At 38.1% G+C, this 25,105-nt stretch carries 23 protein-coding genes, 1 tRNA gene and 3 pseudogenes; 9 read left to right on the top strand and 18 right to left on the bottom strand.

The window, feature by feature from the left end; genetic code table 11:
* Positions 1–101: 101 nt before the first annotated feature.
* From G7074_RS01945 to glmM, 6 genes and pseudogenes are all read right to left on the bottom strand, one after another.
* Entirely contained in the window at positions 102–1,079 is a 978-nt protein-coding gene (locus G7074_RS01945) for a cytochrome d ubiquinol oxidase subunit II (protein WP_370526597.1), read from the bottom strand.
* Between the two features lie 109 nt (positions 1,080–1,188).
* Positions 1,189–2,513: pseudogene (locus G7074_RS01950) on the bottom strand (cytochrome ubiquinol oxidase subunit I).
* A 268-nt stretch (positions 2,514–2,781) separates the two neighbouring features.
* On the bottom strand, positions 2,782–3,681 hold the full coding sequence (locus G7074_RS01955; RefSeq protein ID WP_166206487.1) for an MBL fold metallo-hydrolase: 900 nt from the start codon (positions 3,679–3,681) through the stop codon (positions 2,782–2,784).
* A 79-nt stretch (positions 3,682–3,760) separates the two neighbouring features.
* A complete protein-coding gene (locus G7074_RS01960) occupies positions 3,761–3,961 on the bottom strand; it encodes a hypothetical protein (RefSeq protein WP_124561316.1) in 201 nt (66 codons plus the stop codon).
* 814 nt (positions 3,962–4,775) lie between these two features.
* A pseudogene (locus G7074_RS01965) lies at positions 4,776–5,923 on the bottom strand (cysteine desulfurase family protein).
* 142 nt (positions 5,924–6,065) lie between these two features.
* Positions 6,066–7,451, bottom strand: coding sequence for a phosphoglucosamine mutase (glmM, locus tag G7074_RS01970; RefSeq protein ID WP_124561318.1), 1,386 nt, complete (start codon positions 7,449–7,451; stop codon positions 6,066–6,068).
* 359 nt (positions 7,452–7,810) lie between these two features.
* Between glmM and G7074_RS01975 the strand changes: the two genes are divergently transcribed.
* From G7074_RS01975 to G7074_RS01995, 4 genes and pseudogenes are all read left to right on the top strand, one after another.
* Positions 7,811–8,542: a bifunctional 2-polyprenyl-6-hydroxyphenol methylase/3-demethylubiquinol 3-O-methyltransferase UbiG gene (locus G7074_RS01975; RefSeq protein WP_124561342.1), complete on the top strand. Its 732-nt coding sequence runs from the start codon at positions 7,811–7,813 to the stop codon at positions 8,540–8,542.
* Positions 8,539–9,102 carry a phosphatase PAP2 family protein gene (locus G7074_RS01980; protein WP_124561319.1) on the top strand — a complete coding sequence of 188 codons (564 nt, stop codon included), beginning with the start codon at positions 8,539–8,541 and terminating at the stop codon, positions 9,100–9,102. Before G7074_RS01975 ends, G7074_RS01980 begins: the two co-directional genes overlap by 4 nt.
* A 3-nt stretch (positions 9,103–9,105) precedes the next feature.
* On the top strand, positions 9,106–9,822 hold the full coding sequence (locus tag G7074_RS01985; RefSeq protein WP_124561320.1) for a ZIP family metal transporter: 717 nt from the start codon (positions 9,106–9,108) through the stop codon (positions 9,820–9,822).
* 252 nt (positions 9,823–10,074) lie between these two features.
* A pseudogene (locus G7074_RS01995) lies at positions 10,075–10,476 on the top strand (Uma2 family endonuclease).
* Between the two features lie 145 nt (positions 10,477–10,621).
* Here G7074_RS01995 and G7074_RS02000 read toward each other — a convergent pair.
* From G7074_RS02000 to G7074_RS02035, 8 genes are all read right to left on the bottom strand, one after another.
* Positions 10,622–10,765 (bottom strand): DUF5522 domain-containing protein, encoded by a 144-nt coding sequence (locus G7074_RS02000; RefSeq protein WP_158674084.1) that lies wholly within the window; start codon positions 10,763–10,765, stop codon positions 10,622–10,624.
* 166 nt (positions 10,766–10,931) lie between these two features.
* Positions 10,932–11,873 (bottom strand): exonuclease, encoded by a 942-nt coding sequence (locus tag G7074_RS02005; protein ID WP_124561322.1) that lies wholly within the window; start codon positions 11,871–11,873, stop codon positions 10,932–10,934.
* Between the two features lie 42 nt (positions 11,874–11,915).
* On the bottom strand, positions 11,916–12,533 hold the full coding sequence (gene coaE / locus G7074_RS02010; RefSeq protein ID WP_124561323.1) for a dephospho-CoA kinase: 618 nt from the start codon (positions 12,531–12,533) through the stop codon (positions 11,916–11,918).
* Complete coding sequence (locus tag G7074_RS02015) at positions 12,533–13,480, bottom strand: CdaR family protein (RefSeq protein ID WP_233603934.1); 948 nt, start codon at positions 13,478–13,480, stop codon at positions 12,533–12,535. Before G7074_RS02015 ends, coaE begins: the two co-directional genes overlap by 1 nt.
* Positions 13,481–13,602: 122 nt before the next feature.
* On the bottom strand, positions 13,603–13,920 hold the full coding sequence (gene yajC / locus G7074_RS02020; protein WP_124561324.1) for a preprotein translocase subunit YajC: 318 nt from the start codon (positions 13,918–13,920) through the stop codon (positions 13,603–13,605).
* An 80-nt stretch (positions 13,921–14,000) separates the two neighbouring features.
* Positions 14,001–14,459, bottom strand: coding sequence for a DUF1573 domain-containing protein (locus tag G7074_RS02025; RefSeq protein WP_124561325.1), 459 nt, complete (start codon positions 14,457–14,459; stop codon positions 14,001–14,003).
* A 3-nt stretch (positions 14,460–14,462) separates the two neighbouring features.
* Positions 14,463–15,413, bottom strand: coding sequence for a transcription antitermination factor NusB (gene nusB / locus G7074_RS02030; protein ID WP_124561326.1), 951 nt, complete (start codon positions 15,411–15,413; stop codon positions 14,463–14,465).
* A 50-nt stretch (positions 15,414–15,463) separates the two neighbouring features.
* Positions 15,464–16,552, bottom strand: a complete 1,089-nt coding sequence (locus G7074_RS02035; RefSeq protein WP_124561327.1) for a Glu/Leu/Phe/Val dehydrogenase — start codon at positions 16,550–16,552, stop codon at positions 15,464–15,466.
* A gap of 212 nt (positions 16,553–16,764) precedes the next feature.
* On the opposite strand from G7074_RS02035, the gene G7074_RS02040 reads away from it, so the two are divergent.
* Together G7074_RS02040 and G7074_RS02045 are read left to right on the top strand one after the other, a co-directional pair.
* Positions 16,765–18,555: an ABC transporter ATP-binding protein gene (locus G7074_RS02040; protein WP_166206496.1), complete on the top strand. Its 1,791-nt coding sequence runs from the start codon at positions 16,765–16,767 to the stop codon at positions 18,553–18,555.
* 79 nt (positions 18,556–18,634) lie between these two features.
* A complete protein-coding gene (locus G7074_RS02045) occupies positions 18,635–18,958 on the top strand; it encodes a DUF3276 family protein (RefSeq protein WP_124561329.1) in 324 nt (107 codons plus the stop codon).
* 71 nt (positions 18,959–19,029) lie between these two features.
* On the opposite strand, the gene G7074_RS02050 is transcribed toward G7074_RS02045, so the two are convergent.
* The gene (locus tag G7074_RS02050; protein ID WP_124561330.1) at positions 19,030–19,491 is read right to left on the bottom strand and encodes a DUF5362 family protein; all 462 of its coding nucleotides are present in this window, start codon (positions 19,489–19,491) and stop codon (positions 19,030–19,032) included.
* Between the two features lie 187 nt (positions 19,492–19,678).
* On the opposite strand from G7074_RS02050, the gene ychF reads away from it, so the two are divergent.
* Positions 19,679–20,779, top strand: coding sequence for a redox-regulated ATPase YchF (ychF, locus tag G7074_RS02055; protein ID WP_166206499.1), 1,101 nt, complete (start codon positions 19,679–19,681; stop codon positions 20,777–20,779).
* A gap of 436 nt (positions 20,780–21,215) precedes the next feature.
* Here the strand turns inward: ychF and G7074_RS02060 are convergent, their stop codons facing one another.
* Positions 21,216–21,830, bottom strand: a complete 615-nt coding sequence (locus G7074_RS02060) for an HAD hydrolase-like protein (protein WP_124562533.1) — start codon at positions 21,828–21,830, stop codon at positions 21,216–21,218.
* A gap of 10 nt (positions 21,831–21,840) precedes the next feature.
* Positions 21,841–23,217, bottom strand: coding sequence for a magnesium transporter (mgtE, locus tag G7074_RS02065; RefSeq protein WP_124562532.1), 1,377 nt, complete (start codon positions 23,215–23,217; stop codon positions 21,841–21,843).
* A 292-nt stretch (positions 23,218–23,509) separates the two neighbouring features.
* Between mgtE and G7074_RS02070 the strand changes: the two genes are divergently transcribed.
* A tRNA-Arg gene (locus tag G7074_RS02070) sits at positions 23,510–23,581 on the top strand.
* 51 nt (positions 23,582–23,632) lie between these two features.
* Positions 23,633–23,866 carry a hypothetical protein gene (locus tag G7074_RS02075; RefSeq protein WP_166206502.1) on the top strand — a complete coding sequence of 78 codons (234 nt, stop codon included), beginning with the start codon at positions 23,633–23,635 and terminating at the stop codon, positions 23,864–23,866.
* Between the two features lie 741 nt (positions 23,867–24,607).
* On the opposite strand, the gene G7074_RS02080 is transcribed toward G7074_RS02075, so the two are convergent.
* Positions 24,608–25,102: a hypothetical protein gene (locus G7074_RS02080; RefSeq protein ID WP_166206505.1), complete on the bottom strand. Its 495-nt coding sequence runs from the start codon at positions 25,100–25,102 to the stop codon at positions 24,608–24,610.
* Between the last annotated feature and the right edge of the window lie 3 nt (positions 25,103–25,105).

Here is a 25,105-nt window from a genome sequence, read left to right on the forward strand (position 1 = left end):
TATTGTATATTTGGATATTTTACGCCCTTATTATAGCACTTTTTTTTTAAAAATATGATGCTTCTCTGCCGACTAATAACTTTCCATTCCAAACTTATTTTCTACTCCTCTTTTTTCTGAAACTTATAAAACAAATATCCTAAAAAAGGTAAAATCAGCACACTTCCCAGCAAAAGTGCCAAACCCAAACTGTAAATGGTTTTCTCTGGTCCGGCGGTTTCCAGTAGCGAAATCGCCTCTCCGCTTTTTAAACGGATAAAATTGGGAAAGTGGGCATAACTAATCGCCAGAAGGATCATCGTTACCTGAAAGCCCGCTAAAATGCGTAAAACCTTGGTTTTACCTTTAATTAACAGATACCACAACAATACAAGCGATAAACTGGCCAGAACAATGGCCGATAAACCAACACTACTTTTAAAAACCCAATCGATTAACGGAATTTTATCCCTTTGCGCTGCAATAAATACCATGGCACCAAAAACTACCGCAGCTATGTTCATAAATTCGGCTTTTTTAATAAAGCGGCGTTTATCATGCGCTTCCTTCGTTTCGCCAATCAGGTAGATTGCCGCCAAGAAACCACAAAGCGCTACAGTAAAGAAGCCCACAGCTACCGAAAACCAGTTTAACCAACCGGATATATAAGCTGTATAAAAATCTGTCGCCTGTGTATCGATATGCCCTGAAATCAGGCTGCCGGCAATTATGCCCAGAAACAAAGCGGTAACAAAGCTCGAATACCTGAAAATGCGGTTATATAACCATTGCATATCGTCTTTAACGGCATCGTAATGGCGAAAAACAAATGCAGTTCCGCGGGCAATAATTCCTATTAGCATAATTGCCAATGGAATATGCAGGTAAACCGACATGGTGGTATAAATAAGCGGAAAACCCACAAAAAGAATTACGATGGCAATAATCAGCCACATGTGGTTGGCCTCCCATACCGGGCCAATAGCCTGGTACATGGTTTTACGGGTCTTACTCCGGTTCTTGGTCGAAGTAAACAGTTCGATAATTCCGGCACCAAAATCGGCTCCCCCAATAAAAAGTAGAGCAGAATGGCCATACATAAAAAGGTAATTACAACTTGTTCCATAATTTATTTTTTGCCTCAGATTTACACAGATAAACACAGATTTTTAAAGAATTTTCATCTGTTTTCATCCTTTTCATCTGTGGTTAATGATTATTCTGTCCAGTTTTATTATACAATACAGGTACCATTTTAATCTGACGGTAAAGCAGAAAGGTTACAATAATGCTCAGCGAAAAATAAATGACAGAGAAGATGTAAAAAGAGTAAGCTATCCCGGCATTGGTGTAACTGCATCTTTAGTACGCATAATACCATAAATTATCCATGGCTGACGTCCAACCTCCGTTACGACCCAACCGGCCTCTAATGCAACGTAACCTAGCGGTATAGCCATTACAAAAAGTTTTAACAACCAGGGTTGTTCTAATAAAGATCGTTTTTTGATTAGATTGAAGAAGTAAACCAGCGAAATCAGCATCAGCAAAGTGCCAATCCCCACCATAATCTGGAAGGCATAATGTGTTACCGCTACCGGTGGATGCTCATTCTCCGGAATCTGATCGAGGCCTTTCACCTCAGCGCCAAAATCTCCATGCGCCAGGAAACTCAAAGCTCCGGGAATTTTGATCGCCCCTTTAACCGTTTTATCCTTTTCGTTTACAATTCCCCCAATTAACAAGGGCGCAGGTTTTTCGGTTTTATAAAGGGCTTCCATAGCAGCAAGTTTTGCTGGTTGCCTTTTGGCCACATCTTTAGCTGAAATATCGCCGCTTAAAGGTTGCAGCAAGGCACCAATACAGGCAAATACCGCAGCAATTTTAAAGGCTTTTAAATGAAACTCCCGGTTGCTGTTGCGCAATATCATTAAAGCATGTACCCCTGCTACGGCAAAACCGGTGGCCGTAAATGCAGCTAAACACATATGCAAGGCCTGCGAAAACCAGGCTTTATTAAACATAGCCTGTATGGGGTCGATATTTAGATACTGGCCGTTTACAAAATCGAATCCTGCCGGACTGTTCATCCAGGCATTTGCAGCCACAACCAGTATACCGGAAGCCAGCCCGCTTACACCAACCACCATGCCGGTAAACCAATGGAACCATTTGTTGAGTTTATTCCAGCCGTACAGGAAAAAGCCTAGGGCAATGGCTTCGATAAAAAACGCTGTTCCTTCTAACGAAAAAGGCATCCCGAATATCGATCCGGCGTGGTCCATAAATTTAGGCCAGAGCAAACCAAGCTCAAACGAAAGCATGGTACCAGAAACGGCCCCCGTGGCAAAGAAAATGGCCACTCCTTTACTCCAGGCTTTGGTGAGGTTTTTATATACCTCGTTATTTGTTTTTAACCATTTGTAATGAGATACTGCCATAAAAAACGGCATCACCATACCAATGCACGAAAAAATAATGTGAAAGCCCAGAGACAGGGCCATTTGGGAACGGGCTGCGATAAAATCATCCATATCTGATGTTCGATTTTGTGTAACACAAATATAGCAGATAAGGGTTTAGTTAGGTCAGATTAACAAGCCCTGTTTAGAATTATTTTAAATATAGAATGTTTATAAATTGAAAAAAGATTTGCAAGTGTTATAAGGCCAAAATTATCGTATACTGGTTAATTCCAAAACAAAAAAATGTTTTTTTAATTATAGCGAAGTGAATGAAACATCTTTAATCAGATTTTTCGACTTCGTTTCACTTCGCTCGAAATGACGATCCACCAGGAGACTAAACTCCCTTCAATTCATCATAAGCAGCAGTTAAGCTTCTTTGGATGCCATCGCCCTTCCATTCGGGTGCACCTGGAATAGTTGTGGCTTTTAAAATATCGTCTTTACTTTTGCCACTTTTAATTTCAGCTCCTACAAAGCTGAGTAAACTTTGTAGGTAATTCTGATAAGCTTTTATATCAGCTTTGTTTCCGGTTACTTTTTCGGGGTCCAGACTGTGTCCCCAGATAAAAAGCGTATCGTTATCGAATTGGCTGATGATTTTATCCAATGCAGTGATCCAGTTGCCGATGTGAGCACCATTCTCCCTGTCGATATACGGGAACCTGCGGTTAAAAACCAGATCTCCAACCTGCACAATGTTCGAATTCTCGAAATGGTAAACTGCATCACCATTGGTATGGCCCGAACCATAATAATATGCACTGATTCGCTCGTCACCGATCTTGGCTTTCCAGCCAGTACCGAAAGTGGTATCAGGCAGTAGTTGTTTATCGAGGTTATTGGCTTTCTCTGCCGCTCTTTTCTGATTAACCAGCGAATTTTGGTGAGCTACTATTTTTTGCGCCAAATCTTTAAAGGCAATATTGCCCGCTGTATGATCGCCATGGTGATGCGTATTAATCAGGTATTTAAAGGGTTTATCACCCAGCTTTTTCAGTTCTTCAATTACATGGGGAGCAGATGTTGGAAACTGAGCATCTACCACCACAAAACCATTGCCTGCATTGAGCCAGCCAATGGTGCCTCCCTGCTCGGTAAATATGCCAACATTATTACGTAAGGGTTTAAAGTTATAAGCCCGTAACAAATCCTGTTGTGCAAAAACATCTGTTTTATATAAAGAAAGCATGGCCACAGCCAAAGCAGATTGTTTGATAAAGTTTCTTCTTTCCATTTTATCTCAATTAAAAAGCCACAGCATTTGCCGTGGCTTAAATGTAATCAATTTGCCGTATTTTTTCTGCTGGCCAGCATTATATTCCTGACCCAGGGGTTGGTCCGGGCTCGTGCCCTGGCCCTAAGGGATTGTTTTTCCTTTTATCGTTTTTACTAAACAGGTTAGTGGTTATTTTCGATGATTTATTTTCATCCAGGCTATCATCCCGCATAGCTTCTGCTTTTTTATCCAGCAAATCGTTCTCAACAACTTTACCTTTTTCTTTATTTGTTTCCATAGCTCTCTAAATTGATGTACTATAGCAACAAGCTAAAAATCAGATTGTTTTTTATCAGCCGTTCCAGGAATATGTTTATCAGGAAGGCTAAACCTTTCCACTGCCTCTCCGAAGAAAAGCTAAAAAAGCATTGGGATTTAATAACGCCCGGATTAAAGCATGGCTCCCGGAAGTTTTCCTAATTCGTGAATACATCCAAAGGAGTGGAACCTCCTTTTGTGTATTTTATTAAAATGGTTGGAAGACTCAAATGAAAATGGTGCCAGGATAAACTTGTAAATGTGTTTCCTGTCTTCATTTAAATTTTCTTCCGGCTTCGCGTTTTTTAGATTTTGGTTGGTTTGGCTCTTTTCCATGACGATATAGATTGTAGAAAACTTGTTAGTTTTCGGGGTTAACGAATTTTAATACAAATGCTTTTTTGTTTGCGACGGAGCCTCCTCAAAAAAGCTATTTTAAAATTTGCTTAACCTTATACCACGGGGAATATGATAAGGTTTCGTTTAGGAACTACAGGTAAAATGGCTTGAATTGCCCTTATTTTAATTAAATATAAGTTTTATTTTCGGTTTTTGCAAGAGCTTTTTTTTAAGCAAATAAATCAGGTACATGCTATTCAACTGCAAATAGTAGCACCGGCTGCCATTTATAAACCTGATTAAAACGGCATTCCAATCCTTCATCGGAATTTAATGAAAAGCAGGACGAACATTAAAACAAAGTGCTGTGCCTGCTTTTCAAAAAAAACAGCCAATTTTTAAACAAAAAAAGTCCCAACTTTCATTGAGACTCTCCTATTTGGTTATTGATATTTTTATGCTAAAGCATTTTGCTTCACAACCATTTTTACTTTTTCTATTACGTAATCCAGATCTTCTTTAGTCGTGTATTTACTGAAAGAAAAACGTACTGAAGGACGATTTGGATCGGCTTTGATGCCATTTAACACGTGCGAGCCAATGTTAGAGCCCGATGAACAGGCGCTGCCACCAGAGGCGCAGATACCATTGATATCTAAATTAAACAACAACATATCGGCCATATCCATTTCGGGAATGATACGTTTAACACCGTATATAAACTCTTATCGGCATCGGTTTCGCCATTGAAAGCAATCCCTGGAATTTCGGCAATAAGTTGTGTCTTAAGGTAATCTTTTAAGCCCTGAATGTAGGTTTGGTGCTCATCCATTTCTGCATAAGCAATTTCGAGCGCTTTAGCCAACCCTACAATGCCATATACATTTTCTGTGCCACCACGCATGTTGCGTTCTTGTGCACCTCCATATATCATTGGAGGGATTTTAATGTTGCTGTTTACGTAAAGGAAACCTACACCTTTTGGCCCGTGGAGCTTGTGTGCAGCACAAACAATAAAGTGTGCTTTCAGTTCGCGTACATTGTGGCGGTAGTGCCCCATGGTCTGCACGGTATCGGCATGGTAAATAGCATTATATTTCTCGCAGATATCGCCCACTTTAACCATATCAGTAAGTGTACCTAATTCGTTATTGGCATGCATTAACGAAACAAATGTACGCTCATTATTTTGAAGCAGTTCTTCTAAATGGTTGTAATCGATATTTCCTTTTTCGTCTATATTAACGAAACTTAATTTATCAATTTCGCCATTTTTAAGCATAGTATTTAACGTATGCTCAACCGCGTGATGCTCTATTTTAGAAGTAATGGCATGTTTAATACCATAGGCAAAAATGCCACAACGGATAGCAGTATTATCGGCTTCGGTACCTCCTGATGTAAAAAACACTTCGGATGGTGATGCGTTTAATAAGCCTGAAACAGTTTTACGGGCCTTTTCTACCAACGTTCTCACTTCACGGCCCAACGCATGAATGGCAGATGGATTACCAAAGTAATTTTCCATCACGTTTGTCATCTCTGCGATTACCTCTTTATCTAAAGGCGTTGTGGCCGCATTATCTAAATAGACCCTTTTCATTTTTACGAATAATTAATTAGTTAGTTCACTTTGGGACTACTGTTGCCAATATTTCCCATTTTTATTAACCGTGGTTTAACAAACTGTTAAACCACGGTTTTTTACCTTAAACGTTTGATCAAATTGCGTTGATCAAAACGGATTAAAGGTGTAATATTTCTTTAATGTCAGAAATGATTTTGTTTGCTAGATTCTCAGCAATGGTTTCATTTTCTGCTTCACTGTAGATCCTGATGATCGGTTCAGTGTTTGAACGGCGCAAATGTACCCAAGTTTTATCAAATTCTATCTTTAAACCGTCAATTGTGCTATAAGGCTGACTTTTATATTTTTCTTCTACCTGTTTCAACAAATTATCGATATCCATTTCTGGCGTAAGGGTAATTTTATTTTTAGAGATATGGTATTGTGGATAGCTGGCCCTAAGTACTGAAATAGATTTACCAAACTTAGCTAAATGCGTTAAGAACAAGGCTATACCCACCAAAGCATCTCTACCGTAGTGCGATTCAGGGTAAATGATACCACCATTGCCTTCGCCACCGATAATAGCATTACTGGCTTTCATTTTATTTACCACATTAACCTCACCTACTGCTGATGCATTGTATTCGGCTCCTGCAGTTTCAGTAACATCACGTAAAGCACGGGTTGATGAAAGGTTTGAAACTGTGTTACCAGGTGTATTTTTCAATACGTAATCGGCCACGGCAACCAGGGTATATTCTTCGCCAAACATGCTACCGTCTTCGTTCACAAAGCATAAACGGTCAACATCAGGATCAACAACAATACCTAAATCGGCATTTTGCTTTTGAACTTCTTTCGATATTTCGGTTAAATTCTCTGGCAAAGGCTCCGGGTTGTGCGGAAAATGTCCATCTGGTGTACAATATAATTCTACTACTTTGGTTACACCCAAGGCTTTTAATAAAGCTGGAATAAAAATACCTCCGGTAGAATTTACACAATCAATTACTACTTTAAAATCGGCTTTCTTTATTGCTTCTACATCAACCAATGGTAAGGCTAAAACCTTATCAATGTGTTTTTGGAGATAAGTATCGTTTTTAATTACTTTTCCTAATTTATCTACATCAGCAAAATCAAAATCAGCGCTTTCAGCAAGATCTAAAACCTCTTTACCGTCTGCATCAGAAATAAATTCGCCTTTGGCATTGAGTAATTTTAAAGCATTCCATTGTTTTGGATTGTGGCTGGCTGTTAAAATAATACCACCACCAGCATTTTCGTCTGGTACTGCAACTTCTACGGTTGGAGTGGTTGATAAACCTAAATCGATTACTTCGATACCCAGGCCCTGCAAGGTTCCAATAACCAAATTGTTTACCATCTCGCCCGAGATTCGTGCATCGCGGCCCAAAACTATTCTTTTATTGCCTGTTTTGTTTACTACCCAGCTACCAAAAGCAGCAGTAAATTTCACAATATCAAATGGCGTTAAGCCGTCGCCAGCTCTCCCACCTATGGTTCCTCGTATTCCTGAAATTGATTTTATTAAAGTCACTGTGTATAATTTATTTGAGTCCCAAAAATAACAAAAAAAACAAAATAGCCATTATCTAAAACGCCCTCAAACCTGTTTATTTACATTGATTTTATATCAATTAATATGATGTAACGGACAAAAATACCGCACTTACCGAAATCAAACGTATGTTCGGTTTTGAGTTTTCAGGATAAAAGCTCGATGTTTTATTCCGTTTCTCTTTTCCCTTGCACTGTTCTAAAATTTGTGTTTGTAAATCTGTAAGCCAGTGGCTTAATAATTTTCATGCAATAATGTTGCATAAAAGCATGTCCAAAACTTTAGGAGCGGCAGCAAAAGCTTATATTTGCAACTTCCCAAAACATAAAAGGCTATATATGCAACGCAAGTGGTTTCAATATTGGTTTAATTCGCCATATTATCATATTCTCTACCAGCAAAGAAATGATGCCGAAGCCGAATTTTTCATCGATAAACTTACGCAGTACCTGCAACCGCAAGAGGATGCAAAAATGCTTGATATTGCCTGCGGAAAAGGCCGTCATTCCATTTACCTTAACAAAAAAGGTTTTGATGTTACCGGAATAGATTTATCGGAACAGAGCATTAAATACGCCAAACAGTTCGAAAACAATAAACTCCACTTCCTGGTACACGATATGCGGAGGCTGTTTTACATCAATTATTTTGATATCGCGCTAAACCTGTTTACCAGCTTTGGCTATTTTGATACAGAGAAAGACCATGTAAATGCGCTAAAAACCTTTAGAAAATGCCTAACAGCTAAAGGCATTCTGGTTTTAGATTACTTTAACACTGAAAAAATCATCCGCAATTTAAACTCCTGCGAAACCAAATCCCTGGATGGTATTACTTTTAATATCACTAAAAATGTGGTTGACGGAAAAATTATCAAAAAAATAAATTTCGAAGACAACAAAAAGGTTTACAATTTCGAAGAGCGTGTACAAGCTTTTAGTTTCGAAGATTTTCAGCGCATGCTGATCAAAGCCGGAATGGTAATCGAAAAAACCTTTGGTAGTTACGCGCTTGATGATTTCAACGAATCAGATTCAGACCGCTTAATTTTAATTTGCAAAAAAGCATGATAGAAAGCATACAACAATTTGATGTAGCCTTATTTTTGAAAATCCACCGCGGACTTTCGAACAGCTTTTTTGACTGGTTAATGCCCTTAATGCGCAATCGCTTTTTTTGGTCGCCATTGTACCTTTTTATTGTTGTTTTTTGCATAAAGCAATACAAAAAACAGGGATATTACATTATTGGGATGGTACTTTTCACCTTCGCAATGGGCGATTTAATTGCTTCAAGGCTTATAAAACCTTTCGTTTCAAGAGTACGCCCCTGCAATGATATGAGCCTGGCCAATGATATTATACACCGAGTACCCTGCGGCAGCGGACTAAGTTTTCCTTCTGCACATGCAACCAATCATTTTGCCATTGCGGTATTTTTGATTTGCCTTTTTTATAGCCGCTGGAAACCCATTTTACCAATAGGGTTATTCTGGGCCTTTATTATCAGTTTTGCGCAGGTATATGTGGGTGTACATTACCCGGTAGATGTAACAACAGGTGCTTTTTTGGGTATCATTATTGGCATTATTTGTTCGAGAATATTTAAAAAATTACAACCTGATTTTTAACCTATGGAAATCTGGAAACTCTGTGTACTCTTTTTTTGCGCCTTTTTAGGTGGAACAGCCATTTTTTTAGTTAAAAGTGATAAATCGAAGCTGCTAAAGCTTATTTTATCTTTTAGCGGGGCGTATTTATTTGCTATTACGGTTTTACACCTCATTCCCGATGCCTACAGCGGCCCGGATAAAGCACAGATTGGTATTTTTATACTAGTAGGTTTCCTTTTACAGGTTTTTCTCGAGCAATTCTCGGAAGGTGTAGAACATGGCCATATCCATAAACACCACGATGGGCACGTTTTTCCCTTCGGTATCATGATCAGCCTTTGTTTGCATGCGTTTTTAGAAGGAATGCCTCTTGCAAAAGAGCAGCATAACGAGTTGATTTTCGGTATTTCTTTACACCATATCCCAGCTGCATTTGCCTTGGCAAGCATTTTAATGCAAAACCATTTTAAAAAGAGCAGCATTATGCTTTACCTGATCATATTTGCTGTAATGGCACCATTGGGGTTTTATGTAAGCGTAGGCTTGAGCAATGGAAGTATTGGTGGCGTAGATGCTTATTTTAACAAAATTATGGGCATTGTAATTGGTATTTTTCTGCATATTTCTACCACTATCCTATTCGAATCGAGTGCTGACCATAAAATTAATACCCGCAAAATGCTTGCTGTTTTACTGGGTATCGGTGTTGCCTTGATCGGCTTCTTCGCTGGGCATTAGATCAGTTGGCGGTTTACGGTTTGCAATTAACCAATTTAAATAGTTAACAATTCGGCATTTTCAAGCAATCGCCCATGCAGCCGGTTTTAAACGTTTATAATCGTTTAAATTTATTGCATCTGCTCAAAATGAATTAAATTCGTATATAGAAAACATTCTAAATGAACCTGCTGTAGCTTATAATAAAAGACGTTACACTGTTAAAAATACCTGGAGATGGAAAAACCATCGACTGCAAAACATGAGTATTATATGGGAGAGATATTTGCCATGTCGGGATTTGGAGGCAATCACAATGAAATCTTTAGTAATATTTTCTTAGAATTAGGTAACAAACTAAAAAGCAAGCCCTGCAGACCTTATGGAAGTGATATGTGAATGAATATTCCAGAGAATACCTTATTCACCTATCCCGACATATCCATTTATTGTAATGGTTTAATGCACAGCGATGTTGATGAAGAAACCTTTATTTTACCGACAGTGATCATCGAAATCCTATCACCTTCAACCAAAAATTACGACGAGGGCAAAAGATTTAACCTGTATAAAGATATTCCATCATTAAAGGAATGTATCATGATCGATTCTGAATCAATTTCGGTAGAGGCATATTACATTAATGAAAAAAAAATAGACGCTAAACAAGCATAAAGACATTTCTGAGACCTTAACCTTTGTTTCGATGGGATTTGATGTGGCGCTGAGCGACATTTATAACTATGTTAAGTTTGAGATAAAAAGTTCCATAAGATCAACTGCTAATTGCAAACTGCTTACTGCGAACTGTTAAGCTGAACTATTTTTTTTCTTTTTTCTTTCCAAAACCCCATGGGCAGTGCTTGCACTTATTTTTACAGCAATAACCGCGCTTTAAATGATAAGCTTCTGTAAAAACCATCAGACCATCTTCGTTAAAATAAAAATCTTCACCTTCTTTCATTTTGGTAATTTTGAATGAGTGAATATAGAATTATTGAATGAATTTGAGAATCGCACTATCATTCAAAATCCTATCATTCCACCCTTAATAATCGAGTTATTGAATGAATGAATTTGGGAATTATCTTAGCATGCTATCATTCAAAACTCCATCATTCCATCATTACCTAATTGAGTATCTTAACTTCCAGTTTACCTGCAAAATAATCTCTCAGTTGCTTACCATCGCCATGCAAAGTCCATACTTGTTGGGGTTCTACTTTTTGAATGGTTTCTAAAATGGCTTCCCAATCAGCGTGATCAGAAATGTAAAGCGCTATGCCATTTTGCTGTTGCAGGTTTTTCCAACCCGAAGCAAAGGCCCTCACCACATTAATGGCTTTATGGTAGCTGTGAAAAACCATTGGCGGTACAATATACACCTGGTGCTCGTGGTTATTTTTCATCACTTTGCGATCGTACATCTTGTAACTGCCTAGTTTCATGCCGTAATCTTCATAAATTTTAACAAAGGGCATTATACTGTGGTGCACCATCACATTTTTAGTTGGGCAGTGTTCGCTCAACAACTGAATAATACGTTGGCTCTTGCCCAGGGCGTAAGCACCCAGCATGATATTGGCATTGGTTAAATTTAGCTTTTTAATTTCTTCTACTGCAGAAGGGTGTTTCGTATCCGGATTGGCAAACGTACTCTCTGTAATCAGCACATCGGCCTTAACAAACTCGAAAGGCTCACAAGTGTCATCGGGTTCTATTTTATAATCGCCTGTATAGAGGTATTTAACACCTTTATATTCCATTAAAACCTGTGCAGAACCTAAAATGTGCCCGGCTGAATAAAAAGTAATGATTACTTCTTTTATTTTAAACGACTGGTGATAAGCTTTAATATAAAAATCAACCGCGGCGAATTTACGGTAACGGTGTTTCATAAAGGCTTCAGTAGCTGCCGTACAATACACATTTTGACTACCACCTATTGCATGATCACCATGCGCATGAGAAACTACCGCTTCTTTTACAGGTTGTTGCGGATCGAGGTAAAAATCGCCGTAAACACAATATAAACCCGTTGGGGTAATGGTAATAAAATCTGCTAAAATCATGATTGAGATAAGAGGATTTAAGGATTATATGATTAGAGTAGATTATGCTTTAGAAACTTTGAGGACTTCTGCAGCCTTCAAAAATTGCTCGTGTAAAGCTAAAACCTGTTCGATGATGGATTTTTGCTCATCATTAACGATAAAATAGTTGGCCAGTTTCGATTTTTCTTCATCACTAAGCTGCTTATCCATGCGGGCCTTAACCTGCTCTGCGGAAACGCCATCGCGCTGCATTACCCTTTTCAGTTTAAGATCATAAGGAGCAGTAACCAGAATGGTGGTATCGCACATTTTATATGAACCACTTTCGAATAACAAAGCTGCTTCTTTTAAGGTGTAGGGAGTATCTGATGGCATGGTAGCTTCCCATGCATCAAAGGCACGGAAAACTGCCGGATGTACCAGCGCATTGAGTTGTGCAAGTGCTGTTTCATTATTAAAAACAATACTGGCAATGTGTTTATTGTTTAGTTTTCCATCTTCAAAATAACTTTCGTTGCCAAAAGCTGCTTTAACACCCGCTACCAGCACCGCATCTTTGCACATAATCTCTTTGGCCACGGTATCGGCATAAAATACAGGAATCCCCAGTACCTCAAAAACCTTGCATGCAGTAGTTTTACCGCTGCCAATACCACCTGTTATACCTACTTTATACATTATTTTTCTACAATGAAATCTATTTTGGAGGGCATTACACTCACCAGTTTACAATAATCAGGAAATTGGGTTATTTTAACTGTCAATTGACGGTGCTTTAAATTTTGCCATTCATCAGCATCAACTGTTGCAGTAATAAAACTATCATCTACCTGATCGTAATTACTTAAAGCAACCAAAAAGGTAACTTTAATCTTCTTAGGATAAAGTTTAATACTGTTGTAATTCCTGTTATTCAGCAATTTTAAAGGAACCTCTATCGTTTTTTCGGTAAACTCGTCAACAGGAAGTTTCACCTCAACAGAGGAAGGATAAATACTTACATTTTTATGAATACTGTGCTGTAAAGCTACCCTAACGGTGCTACTACCCTGTATTTTATTCAGTTTTAGTGTGTCAGTTGGCCAGCTTTTTATTTTAGCCAGTTCTTCTACCGGTCCGGCTACTTTTACAAACTTAGGGTTCAGGATAATTTCGCTCGAAATACCATATTGCTTTACAAAATCGAGCTTATCTATCAGTTTTACCGGAACCTTTTTCACTATCCGTTTAGTAAAATCGAAATACAAGGTATCGGGCTTAACCGAAATCACCTTTTGGGTACTTTCCAATTGCCTGTTGATGTTAAACAGCTGATCGGAAAACACAATAAAATCCTTGGTATTAAGCTGGCTCAAATTAACAGAAACCGAGGGTGGACTAATCCTTAACCGGGCAAAAAGCAATTGCCATCCGGTACCTTCTACCTGTAAATCTATCGTATCTGATTGTAAAGGATAAAAAGCTCTTTTGGTTGGTGTATTTTTAAATACCAGAACAGTTTTAGCTGTATAAATATATTTGTTGTTCAATGCCATAAAAAACCATGCAGCTATAGCCAGCAATAAACAGGCTAATAAGCTAAATACACGTCTTTTTTCAATTTTAGTTAATCTAATAAATGGCATAATGAATAATTGTTAGATGTAAGCCTGAAACTGTTGATCTAAAAATGTACGCAACCAAATGTAGTAAAACAAAAACAGTCCCGAAAGTTTTCGGGACTGCTCTTCATTTTAATTATTTCTGCCTACGCTTTAGCTGGAGCAACTGCTTTTGTCGCATCTAAAGAAACTGCCGATTTATCGAAACGGATTTTAGCTCCGCTTTCTACTTCAATTAAGAAAGTAGTTTCGTTTAAATCTACAATTTTGCCATGAATACCTGCAGTGGTAATTATTTTATCGCCTTTACCTAATTCTGCTACTAATTTTTTATGATCTTTTGCCTTTTTAACTTGCGGACGGATCATGAAGAAGTAGAAAACTACCATGATTAATACCATTGGTACAATTGTACTTAGCATATTGCTACCGCCTGCTGCCTGTAAAATTACTGTTGATGTCATTTCTTATTTTATTTGTTTTTGTGAGTAGTTGATGGTTTTTGAAATGTGCCAAAAGGCAAATTACCTTACCATTAGCCAATTTATTTTTTAGCCAATACCTCGCCTACCAAATGTACAGTAGTAGTGGTTGGGTTGGCATTCGATGTAACGGTTACTACTTTATCCTGCATACCCATTTTACCTTCACTGTTAAATACTACGCTAATAATACCTTCTTTACCAGGCAAAATAGGTTCGCCAGGCACCTGAGGGATGGTACAGCCACAAGTTGCTGTTGCATTTGAAACGATAAGCGGACTTTTACCTGTGTTTTTCAGTTTAAAATCGTGCTTAACTTTTTCGCCCTGCTCTATTTTACCGAAATCGTAAATATCGCGTTCGAACACAATAACGGGTGCATCGGCAGGTGCAACTTTAGCTGTTTTTGAAGTATCGTTTCCAACCGAAACCGCCGAAGCTGTTTCTGAAGTTTGATTGTTTGCATTGCGGCAAGCTGTAAATGAAATCGCAGCAATGGCCAGGATAAATATTTTCTTCATTTTTTAGTCTTCAATTAATCCGCGGCCAATCTTTTTAATGGTATTGTTTTTCTTAAGATCGCCTAAAATTTTGTCTAAAATACCGTTAATAAATGAATTACTTTTCGGTGTACTGTAATCTTTTGAAAGCTCCAGATATTCGTTGATGGTAACTTTTACCGGGATAGATGGAAAATTCAAGAGCTCGCAGATTGCCATTTTCATCAAAATAGTATCCATTAAAGCAATACGTTCCGATTCCCAGTTTTTAGTCCTATCAGCAATCATTTCCTGATATTTGGCATCGTTTTGCAAGGTGTGGACAAAAAGATCCTGTACAAACTTGCTGTCTTCTACCCAATCGGCACTAATTTCGGTCAGTTTGTTTTTAAAAGGATCTTCGAAAGTAAAGTTTTTAAGGGTTTTGGCAACCATACCTTTCATTACCTCGTGATCTACCTGCCAGTTGATAAATTTCTCTTCGAAAACCTGAATAATTGCCTGGCTTTTTAAAATAATTTTACGAAAAATGTATTTGATAATATCTTTTGATGATTCTAAGCTCTCGTTAGGATCAGCCAGATACTCGGCATATTCTTTTGATGCTTTTAAAGAATTGTAAACTGTTTTACGGATTTCAGGATCGAAACCCCAGTCTACTTTGTATTTTTTTACAGCAGCAACATAATCAGGATTTTGCTGTAATAAAACACTAAATTTATTGTGCAGCAATTTCATGTTCGGATTAATATCCTCAGCTGTTTTAATAAACTTGTTCTGACGCTCTGCAGCGTCGTTAGCAGTAAATTCGGTAACTTCTACCATTAAAGAGAGCATCCAAATGTACATTTCGTACACGCTATCGATGCTTTGCATTAAAGTTTTCAAATCACCTTTAATGTCTTTTTTGTCTGCCATGTGCCATGCAAAAATGTTTTGCAAAGCTTTGATTCTTAAGTGCCTTCTGTTTAACATGAATGTAAGAACGAGTGTGGTTTTTAAAACCTGTTTTTAATAATTATTATTTAATATGACGATTTAATTTTTTTAATATCTGCGATCCGTTTTTCGGCAATGCGGTTTGCAGCAATATTAGTTGAGATATTTTCGGCCTTGCTTAGTTTAATAACACTACGTGTGGCATCGTAAATATTCTCGGTAAGTTGTACGGTACGTTTTTTACCAAAACCAGTTAGTTCGGAATAACACGAAATTAAACCTCCTGCGTTGATTAAATAATCTGGCGCAAATAAAATTCCTTTTTTCAACAACAATTCGCTATCTAAAACCTCATCTTTTAATTGATTGTTTGCCGAACCTGCAATAATTGCAAATTTCATTTTTTCGATGGTTTTGTTGTTCACCGTTGCCCCCATTGCACATGGAGCATAAACATCGGCCTCGGTGGTAAAAATTTTATCGGCTTCAATCGGTTTTGCCTTGTATTTACGGGCTACGTAAGTTAATTGCTCCTGGTTAATATCGCTAATCAAAACTTCGGCATTTTCCTTCCTCAAAAGTGCTACCAAATGTTCGCCTACATTACCAATTCCTTGTACAACGATAGTTCTTCCGGCAAGCATATCTGTTCCGAAAACTTCTTTAACGCTGGCTTTAATACCTAAGTATACGCCTTGGGCAGTAAATGGCGCTGGGTTACCCGCACCACCTATTGATTCGGGCACGCCGGTAACATAATTGGTTTCCATACGGATATATTCCATATCGCGCGTGTTGGTACCCATTTCCTCGGCAGTAATAAATTCGCCATTCAGGTTTTTAATAAACCTGCCATAGCTACGCATTAAAGTTTCGGTTTTGTCTTTTCTAGAATCGCCAATGATTACCCCTTTACCTCCACCCAGGTTTAAACCTGTAATGGCCGCTTTATAGGTCATTCCGCGCGATAAACGAAGGGCATCTTCTAAGGCCTCGCCTTCGGTTGCATAACTCCACATGCGTGTACCGCCCAAAGCCGGGCCTAATGTGGTATCGTGTATAGCAATAATTGCTTTTAAACCTGTATCGGGATCATTGCAAAAAACCAACTTTTTATGCCCGTAAGCACTTAATTGATCTAAAATGGAAAAATCTGTCTGCGAATTTGCTGGCATATGAACGTTCGGCTAACCTGCTGCAAAATTAGAATAAAAAACCATTATTACATGTATTTAACGAAACTATAACAAAATTAATTCTGCCACACTAAGCTCCAAAGCATTAAAAACGTCGGGGTTTAAAAAAATATGTCATTATTATTTAAACCTTAGTGCTTAACAGATAAATATACCACACGAAATAACAATTTTATCTAAGTTTGTACAACATGAAACATCTGAGCCGATTAAACAAGTACTTTCTAAAATACAAGTGGTGGATTATTCCGGGGAGTATTTTCGTAGTAATATCGAATATTTTTGGCGTAGTACCTGCCCAGGTAATTGGTTATGCGGTTGACCTGATTACCGAAAACATACAGATTTTTAACTTGTTTGGGGGCTTTAACCGTCAAGCTATTATTTACGATATTTTTAGCAGTAACCTGCTTTACTTTGGTTTACTGGTTATTGCCCTTTATTTAATGCGCGGACTGTTTTTATTCTTTATGCGCCAAACCATTATTTTAATGTCGAGGCATATCGAATTTGACATGAAAAACGACATTTACCAGCATTACCAGGAGTTGAGCTTAGGATTTTACCGTCGCAACAACACCGGCGATTTAATGAACCGCGCAACTGAAGATGTAAACCGCGTGCGGATGTATGTTGGTCCGGCCATTATGTACACCATTAATACTTTTGTATTATCGGTACTTATTATCTGGTCGATGTTTGATGTAAACTCCAAGCTGGCCATTTACTGTCTGCTCCCCTTGCCCTTTCTGGTTATCATTATATATTATGTAAACACTCTTATATTTAAAAAGAGTGGAAAGATACAGGAGCGTTTATCAGATTTATCGAGTTTTGTACAAGAGCGCTTTTCGGGGATCAGGATTATCAAATCGTATGTGCGTGAGGATTATACGCGCAATATGTTCGAAATACAGAGCAACGCATACAAAAAAGATTCGATGGGCCTGGTAAGGGTTTCGGCCTTATTCTACCCTACTATGTTGCTATTAATTGGCTTAAGTACCATTTTAACCATTTATGTAGGTGGTATACAGGTAATGAATGGCAGTATTACCGCCGGAAATATCGCCGAATTTATCATTTACATTAACCAGTTAACTTTCCCGGTAACCATGCTGGGCTGGGTAACTTCATTAATTCAAAGGGCAGCTGCATCGCAAAAGCGGATAAATGAATTTTTAGATATCCCTTCTGATATCCAATCCAAAGAAACGCAAGAAAGGGTTTTAGCCGGCAATATTAAATTTGACCAGGTAAGCTTTACCTACCCTGATACTGGAATCGAGGCCTTGAAAGATGTTAGTTTTGAAATTAAAAGTGGTGAATTTGTAGCCATAATCGGCAAAACAGGCTCTGGAAAATCTACTTTAGCCAACCTCATTATGCGGATGTACGACGTAGAAAACGGCCAGATTGATGTGGACGGTAAAAATATTAAGGCACTAAACCTGAAAGATTACAGGGGGCAAATTGGCTTTGTACCACAGGAAGTTTTCCTTTTTTCGGATACAATTAAAAACAACATTGCCTTTGGTTTAGATAGCGTTACCGATGAAGAAGTGCATACGGCAGCCAAAAATGCATCGGTTTATAACAACATCATCGATTTTGAAGAAAAGTTCGAAACCATGCTGGGCGAACGTGGCATTACACTCTCTGGCGGGCAAAAACAGCGGGTTTCTATAGCCCGTGCGCTGATCAAATCTCCTAAAATTTTAATATTTGATGATTGTCTTTCGGCGGTTGACACGAAAACCGAGGAGGAAATATTACAAAACCTGGGTAAAATTATGCTTGGAAAGACCAGTATTTTAATTGCCCACAGAATTTCTACAATTAAAAATGCGGATAAAATTTTAGTCCTCGATGATGGAAAAATCATTGAACAAGGCACACACAATGAATTACTTAGTAAAAATGGCAGTTATACCGAGCTTTATAACAACCAACTTTTAGAAGAAGAAAGCCGTACAATTTAAATTGTATCAAAATTGTATTTTGAACTTTAAATATTTGCTTTATATTTACCGAAACCAAAAACCAACATCAATACCAACCATGGGAGAATTCGACAACAAGGAAAGAGAAGAAGTTTTTTCAAAGAAAGTAAGAGCAGGTAAGAGAACTTATTTCTTCGACGTGAAGGCTACGAGATCGGGTGATTATTATTTAACAGTTACCGAAAGCAAGAAAAGATTAGAAGACGGTGTATTTGTAAAACATAAAATCTTTTTATACAAAGAAGATTTCGAAAAATTCGCTGAAGGCCTAAACGAAACTGTTGATTATATCAAAACCCATCAGGATGTGGTTGAAAAACGTTACGAATATTCAGAAAACGGAGAACATAGCAGCAGACCAGGCGATGATTTTTCTTTCTAAGTAATATAATTTCACAAAAAAGCCTTTGCATAATGAAAATTGCAAAGGCTTTTTTTATTGCTGCGCTCTTTCTAACGTATAGCCAAGCCTGCGCCTACAATAAATACCAATAAGAAATAGCCTACAATTATGGCAATGGTTATAATTCCCCAAAACTTAAAAAGGGATTTTAAACTCAGTATTGCGGCATCTAAACTTTCCTGATCTCCAAACAACACGCCTTGTTTACCTTTATTGGCCAGCCTGAACAATAATATACTCGGATAGAAATAAAATAAACCCAATAGCAAATAAACCACGGTTACAATGGTTGCACCTCCCTGCCCAAGTGGAGCAAACTGTTTTGCTAAACCCGGGTTGCTTGATATTATAGAAGGTATGCTTAAGGCAGCCAAAATAATGAAAGCAGCGAATACAAAACCGACAATTGATAAGAATTTGGCCCATTTTGTAATATCGTAAAGATAGCTCCGCATTTCTTCGGTAACGATTAATTTTACCTCCTGGGGCACTTCTTGTTCTAAATCTTCCATGTGTGTTATCTGTAATTTTTGTTAAACTTAGATAAAATATCCATCTGCCACAAATTACTGCCTTTAATTAAAGGTTATAAAAGCTTATCTTTGCCCGATTTTTAGGAGGAAAGCATGGTGCATAGACATTTGACTATAAACCATCAACTAAAAGACTATTGACTATAAAATAAATACTAAAATATAAATGGCATTACAATGTGGTATAGTAGGTTTACCAAATGTTGGTAAATCGACTCTTTTTAACTGTTTATCAAACGCAAAAGCGCAGGCAGCAAACTTTCCCTTTTGTACTATTGAGCCCAATGTTGGCGTAATTACGGTACCTGACGACAGATTGACTAAACTTGCTGAATTGGTTAAGCCCAACAAGGTACAGCCAAATACCATCGAGATTGTAGATATTGCCGGTTTAGTAAAAGGTGCATCGAAAGGTGAAGGTTTGGGAAACCAGTTTTTAGGAAACATCCGTGCTACAAATGCGATTATCCACGTTTTACGTTGCTTTGATGATGGTAACGTGATCCACGTAGATGGTTCTGTTGATCCGATCCGCGACAGGGAAATTATTGACACCGAATTGCAGCTTAAAGATTTGGACACTGTGGATAAACGCATTCAAAAGGTTGAAAAAATGGCTAAAACAGGTGGCGATAAGGATGCAAAACGTACTTACGAAATTTTAACGGTAGTAAAAGCGCACCTGGAAAGTGGAAAATCGATCCGCACCGCGCCTTTAGCTCAGGAGGATTTCGATTTCATTGAAGATTTAGGTCTGCTTACCCAAAAACCGGTAATGTATGTTTGTAATGTAGATGAGGCATCGGTAATTACCGGCAACAAATACGTTGATTTGGTTAAAGCCAATGTAGCTGATGAAAATGCAGAAGTTTTGGTGATTTCGGCTAAAATCGAGTCGGAAATTGCAGAACTTGAAAGTTATGAGGAGCGTCAGGAGTTTTTAGCTGATTTAGGTTTAACTGAATCGGGTGTAAACAAACTGATTCGTGCAGCTTATAAATTATTAAACCTTTACACTTATTTTACTGCAGGTGTACAGGAAGTACGTGCCTGGACTATTACCAAAGGCTTTACTGCACCTCAGGCTGCTGGTGTTATCCACACGGATTTTGAGAAAGGTTTTATCCGTGCAGAGGTTATTAAATACAACGATTTCGTAACTCTAGGTTCTGAAAACGCGTGTAAAGATGCAGGTAAACTGGGTGTAGAAGGAAAAACCTATGTAGTGGAAGATGGCGACATCATGCACTTCAGGTTTAATGTGTAAGCCCTAAAGAATAAATTATATAGAGCCACTCACAAGAGTGGCTTTTTTGTTTTCAACGCTTTTCAGCCACAGGAGGTACCGATAGCACGGATTACATCTGAGTATATAACATGGAGGGTTAATTTATTGAATATAAATCAATTTGGGTGACAACCTTTCGAGGTCGTCATTGCAAGCGTAGGCCAACATAGCCGAGAACCACGTTAGTGCTCAGCGAAGCTAAATCTGTCTCTATAGATTTCTCCATTCCACTGCCAGTGAAAAACCGGCTGGCTCCATCCGATAGCTATCGGATCGAAATAACGATTCTTCTATTGGAACTATCTGGTAGCGAAGTCGAAGTGCAAACACTAGTCATCTTATAAACAAAGATTGCCGCTATTTTCGCTTACACGATCATAACGGCAATTTTCTTTTATATAGGAAGTGCTATAAATTAAACCTCCAGCCCATAAGCAGCCAACTGCGCTTTGGTATCTTCGTAATCGGTATGATGAATACCTTTTAAGCCCAATTGTTCTGCCACCTGAACAAACAACATACGGTCATCTATATACAAACTGGTTTCAACATCGCTTTGCGAAATATCGATAGCAACTTTAAAGATATCCGCATCGGGTTTACGGAAGTGCACAAAACTTGATGAAACGAAGAAATCTACAAATTCGTTCAGTTTAAAGGTGTTGATTCGGTATTGATTAAGCTCGCGGCCTTCGTTACTGATTACAGCAACTTTAAGATTATATTTCTTTTTTAACTCGCAAATTAGCTCAATCATTTCTGGATAAGCCAACGACTTTTTGAACATAAATTCTTTAAAATCATCATAACTGAAACTGCGCTCTTCAAAAAAAACAATACGTTCCAGGTATTCATCTAAAGTTAGTTTACCCACTTCGTAGGTATCAAAAGTAAGGTGATGACGTTCTTCCAGATCAACTGAGTCGAGGTTAAACAACACCGAGGCTTCTCCCCTCGCATGTCTGTCCCAACCGTTGGTTAATAAAACGCCGCCAATATCGGTAAAGAGGGTAGTAATTTTCTTTTGCATTATTGAGGGATTAAAGTAATACGCCTTTTAAAATTAAAACTGCAACACTAAAATAGATCACAATACCGGTAACATCTACCATGGTAGCCACAAAGGGCGCCGAAGAGGTGGCCGGATCGAGTTTTAGTTTTTTTAGAATAATTGGCATCATCGAACCAATTAAACTGCCCCACAGCACAATACCCACCAAGGTAAAAAATATAGTCGTAGCAATTAAAAACCAGTGGGGTCCATAGTTATATAGGTGCAACTCTTGCCAGGTTATAATACGAATAAAACCGATTGTACCTAAAATGATGCCCAGTAATGCCCCTGAAACCAATTCCCTGCGCATTACACGCCACCACTCTGCAATGGTTACTTCGCCAAGCGCCATGGCCTGTATAATTAATGTTGAGGCCTGAGAACCACTGTTACCTCCACTGCTCATAATTAAAGGGATAAAAAGCGATAATACAACCGCCTTTTCGAGTTCAATTTCGAAATGCTGCATCGCAGTGGCAGTTAACATTTCGCCCAAAAAGAGTACAATTAACCAACCTGCGCGTTTTTTTACTAGCTTTAAAATCGGCATATCGAGGTAGGGTTCATCCAACGCTTCGGTCCCCCCTATTTTATGCATATCCTCGGTATATTCTTCGTTGGCAATCCACAAAATATCATCAACGGTTACAATACCCAAAAGGATGTTGTTCTCATCTACTACCGGTAGGGCTACGCGGTTATTCATCCTGAAGATATTGATTGCATCTTCCTGCGGATCGTTGGCTTTTAAAGCAATAAAACGTTTATCGGTTAGCTCGCCAATAATTGCCTCTGGATCGGCCAATAAAACCTCCCTGATCCTAATGTCATCGAGCAATACACCTTCTTTATCGATCACATATACCACATCAATGGTTTCGGAGTTTTTACCGTATCGCCTGATGTGTGCCAAAACCCTTGTAATAGACCATTCTGGCTTTACAGCGATGTAATCGGGGGTCATTAAACGCCCTATACTATCTTCTTTATAACCTAAAAGTGCAAGCGATTCTTTGCGTTCTTCGGCAGGTAGCAGGGTAATCATTTTTTTTACCACATCACCTTTCAGTTCACTAAAAAGTGCCGTACGATCGTCGGGTGGCAGATCTTTAATGATCTGATTCAGTTTATTGCCTGAAAGTTTTTTAATGATACGCTCCTGGGTTGGGAAATCAAGAATCCGGAAAACATTTACCGCCCTGTTTATGGATAGGGTTTCGATAAATTTGGCCGCATATTGCGGCAGTTCATCAATAAGTTGTTCAACATCCGAAATGTTTAGTTGGTCGAGATATTGCTTTAAAGCTTTATCGTTTTCCTTTTCAAGCAGTTCCTGAATCTCTTCTACAACCATTTCTTCCATAAACAACTAATTTTTTGTTACATGCCTAAACCTCTATTAACGGTTCGCAAAGGTGCATTTTTATTTCTAAAAAAGCCAATACCGGCGCTTTAAAAATCACTTAGGAAGGCCCTTAATTGGAAAATAAACGATCATAAACACTGATAATTAAAAACAGGAACAATGATTTAATCATTTTTTAACGTAAAATATATCCTTAGGTCCAAAGGCTCAGCTGCTTTTATATTTAATGGCTAAAAATAGCCGATATATTTTTACTAAATGATTTTGATTTTTCTATATTTGCAGCCTTGCTCCCGTAGTTCAATGGATAGAATTATGGTTTCCGGTACCATCGATATGAGTTCGAATCTCGTCGGGAGCACACAAAGAGGTTATAAGTGGCTGAAAGTGGTAACACTATTCGGCCTTTTTTATGCCTGAATGCGATTTACTAATATTTTTAGTATCTTTGTTTACCGATTTAGATGCCGTTTCGTTTACGCAATATTTACACATGGAAATCACATTAAATTTAGTAATGCTAAAAGGGAGGAAAAATGCAGATGGAACTTACCCTATTCAGCTACAACTTCATGTTACAGGAGAATCCCCGCAAAGAAAAGGCATTTATAAATGTTTAGAATCAGACTGGTGGGGATTTCGCTAAAAGTGTGCAGTGATTCTCATTCCAAACTGTACACCCCGTTTTTTACCATCTGATCTTGATGGTATCCTAAAGACTGACCCAAATATATCCAATCCGGCCCAATCTGACCTGGTCATTTTTCAAACAGTATTCGTAATTGTTGGTCCACTGACCCTTCACCTGATTCCTTAGAAGGCAATATTCAGCGTCTAAAAGGACAATTTAGCCTTGGGCTAAAAGAAAATTACCCTCGATAAAAATACTCCAACAAAAGATTTATAAGTTTCGATTTTAAGGCCTTTAGCGCATCGACAATTTAATTTCTCTCTGCAAAACAACAATGAGTCCGGTCAGGCTTCCAGAAAGCTTAAAGCCGCTTAAAATGAGCCGAGCGGCCATTTTGAAGCAAAATAGAGTGAACAATATAGACCGAAAAAGCTGGCCACTATGCGCGAAAACAGGTGAATACTATTACCGAAATCCCCAGGATCAGCAGCTAAAGAGAGTGAATTTGCCTCTTAAAGTTTTAAAGCGTGATTAGAATCAGCGGTCCTGACAGCGCACCTTCTAGGGATTATAGGTATTAATAGCCCATGAAACCTTATACGATTATAGAGCTGCTCCCGCCCGATCTTTATATTTCCCTCGCCGTAGCACCGCTGATATTATCTTATGCTATAATAAAAAAGCGAAACAGGTTTATGAACCCGTTTCGCTTTTTTATTATCCTATGAAGTGGCATTCCTGCCTGAGGACAAATTTTTAATTAATAACAAATGGTATCTCATTACTGTTAAACCACCCTTTAATACAATCCGAGCCATATTGGTTATGGTATGAAATTTTTATCTTGTATTTACCTGGAGCCAATGATATACCCTGTTTTTTTAATGTTGCACTTATATTTAAGACTTTTGTATATGAGCTACTTTGTGAAATCTCAATATATTTAAACTTGTTTGCTTTGCCAAAATCCATTTTGCCGGCTCCTGAGGGACTTATAATATTTCCATCTTCTTTTGTAATGGTTATTGAGAAGAAAATTCCTTCAGGATCGAAAAGGTCAAGAAGTTTTACGGTTTCATTTCTCAAATTATTAAAGTGGGCCTTTATTAATAATCCATCGCTTTTTACAGCGTTTTTATTTTCACTATCTATTGTTAGGCTAATTTGCGAAGTTTTATTTGTTAAACTATTCTGGGCAAATGAAGAAAAGCTTAAAACGGTAAAAGCCAATAATACTATCATCTTTTTCATAAT

The sequence above is a fragment of the Pedobacter sp. HDW13 genome (assembly GCF_011303555.1).
Taxonomy (GTDB): domain Bacteria; phylum Bacteroidota; class Bacteroidia; order Sphingobacteriales; family Sphingobacteriaceae; genus Pedobacter.